Origin of the sequence: Ruegeria sp. HKCCD7296 (assembly GCF_013110775.1) — a bacterium.
Classification (GTDB): Bacteria; Pseudomonadota; Alphaproteobacteria; order Rhodobacterales; family Rhodobacteraceae; genus Ruegeria.
On sequence record NZ_WVRF01000037.1, the window covers coordinates 1 to 1,680 of the forward strand.

Annotated in this window: 1 protein-coding gene; it reads right to left on the reverse strand. The window is 53.1% G+C overall.

What is annotated here, in order from left to right:
* Positions 1–1,579, reverse strand: a 1,579-nt coding sequence (locus GS632_RS21945) for a hypothetical protein (RefSeq protein WP_171728260.1), incomplete at its 3' end; no start/stop codon positions are given.
* Positions 1,580–1,680: the final 101 nt, after the last annotated feature.

The window sequence follows — 1,680 nt, forward strand, 5'->3', positions numbered from 1 at the left end:
GGTCAGGCAGATGAAGATTTTGTGCGAGGATATCCGCTTTTTCTGACAGCGCTTCAGCACGTTCTGCAGCAGTTTCAGCTTTCGAGGGCATTCCCGACTTCCTGAGTATCCACGACTTCACTAACCAGAAGTGTCTGCAGTAGGGACGCATTTCAGTCGCGTCTGAAATAGCTTCGATAGCACGTTGCTTATCACCTGCCATCATGTGGGCAATCGAAAGGGGGTAAAGCCGGTACGGAAGAAAAGGATCTTCGCCGGAACGACCCACGGCCTTCGCTAAACTTTTCCGAGCAGCTTCCCAGTTGCCGGCAATGATTTCTGTGTAACCACTCGCCTCCATACCCAAAACGTAGCTGGGATTGAGTCGGAAAATCCTATCAATGTCCTTTCGGGCGCCATTCAGATCACCCGCGATGCGCGCGCGTACCTGTGCCCGCGTATACCAACAGTAGTCAGAGCGGGGCGCAGCTTGAACGGCCTTGTTCGAAGACTCTATGATCCGCACACGCAAATCAGGATCAGCCTCGCGATAGCATGCTTCTAGGGGGTAGAGTTTGGCTTCACACCACATTGCAAGCCCAGACCCATTCTCGGGATCAAGTCCAAGCGCTCGCTCCAGTAGTTTACCCGCATGATCATAGTCCTCGACGGTGGCACGGTAAAACAGCATAGCCGCTCGGGATCTCAACTCACTAGGGCTCAATTGATCGTCTGGGATGTCATTAAGTCGGTCACCATCAAACGCATTGATCTGCAGACGTAATTCGTCCGACAGCTGTTCTGCAGCCCGGTCGCTTAATTCAAACAAATCCTCAGAATCTCCGTTTAAGAAGCGCGACCAGGTTACCTGTCCATCTCCCAACCGGGTAAGGCTGGACGATATCCTTGCTTCGCTCTTCCGGCAGCGCAACCTGCACCTCAGGCTGTAAGTCGCTTTGGTCTCGGATGTTGAATCTGTTGCAATTACACGCACTCCAGTGCGGCGCGAAAGACTGTGAACCAGCTGCTCCTGCAGGTCAGCGCAAACCTCAAGCGTCTCTCTCGTTTCGGGAGCACTTTTCACCGGCTCGACTGCAATGGAAGGCAATTCGGTGAGTTCAATTTCACGCTGTGTGGCGGGCCGCCATTGAAACCCATTCACAGGATTGGCAAGGTTCTTTAAATCGAATCTACCCGCATCGCTGAAGCCCGCTGAAAGCTTTTCGTCCAACTGCCGCTTAAGGTCTTCGGAGATCATTACACCACCGGGTGGAGCCTCGGTTTGCAGGCGTGCGGTGATGTTTATACCGGCACCATATATGTCGGCCTCGTCTTGAACGATTTCCCCGAGATGCGCAGCCATCCTAAGCCTGATTTTCTCATGGTCGACCAAGGCCAACTGCACAAACTGAGCGGTTTCGATTGCCGCTGATACTGAAGGAAAGGCGATTATCCATCCATCACCCATACGCTTCAGTATTTCGCCGCTTCTTCGGATGGCCTCTGGTTCCAGCAATTTATCACGGAGGTCTCGGACCAGCTCGATTGTGAGCGACTGATCCGCCTCCATTGCGGACGTGTAGCCGACCAGGTCGGCCATCAAGATCACAGCAAGGCGAGCTCTCATGCAGCGAGGTTAAGACAACGTTCAAGCATTGTCATCTTTTGAAAGCGGAGGATGCTACCTCAGAACATCATCAC